The 510-nt window shown below is 47.5% G+C and carries 2 rRNA genes; both read left to right on the top strand.

Going from position 1 to position 510, the window contains the following annotated elements:
- Window positions 1–109 (top strand): 16S ribosomal RNA (locus AB4Z30_RS30000); the annotation flags it as partial.
- 303 nt (window positions 110–412) lie between these two features.
- Window positions 413–510 (top strand): 23S ribosomal RNA (locus tag AB4Z30_RS29995); the annotation flags it as partial.

Here is a 510-nt window from a genome sequence, read left to right as displayed (position 1 = left end):
AGTCGGTGGGGTAACCGCAAGGAGCCAGCCGCCGAAGGTGGGATAGATGATTGGGGTGAAGTCGTAACAAGGTAGCCGTATCGGAAGGTGCGGCTGGATCACCTCCTTTCTATGGAGAATCGTTTCCCGTGTGGAAACATTCAAATATGCAGCTTAGCTGCAAAACACTCACTCGTTGCTCAGTTTTGAGAGCTCAAACTCTCAAACAGCTTGCTTATTATGGAGCTTGTTCTTTGAAAACTAGATATCGAAACGAAACAAACGCGAATTAGAACATTCCTTTTTAGCTGAACTTGTGTTAAACAAGTTTCAATAAAAACGGTAGATTGCTGGAGCGAGTGATCGAAATGGAACGAMTTTTGGATTTGCGCAAGCAAACCAAGGGAAGTGACAGCTCGAACACGAGCGCAATGGTTAAGCTACTAAGAGCACACGGAGGATGCCTAGGCGCTAGGAGCCGATGAAGGACGTGGCGAACAACGAAACTGCCTCGGGGAGCTGTAAGCAAGC

The sequence above is a fragment of the Paenibacillus sp. 2TAF8 genome, from assembly GCF_052114825.1.
Lineage (GTDB): Bacteria > Bacillota > Bacilli > Paenibacillales > Paenibacillaceae > Paenibacillus.
The sequence above is the reverse complement of the archived record's forward strand: the minus strand, read 5'-3'. Positions and strand labels throughout refer to the sequence as shown.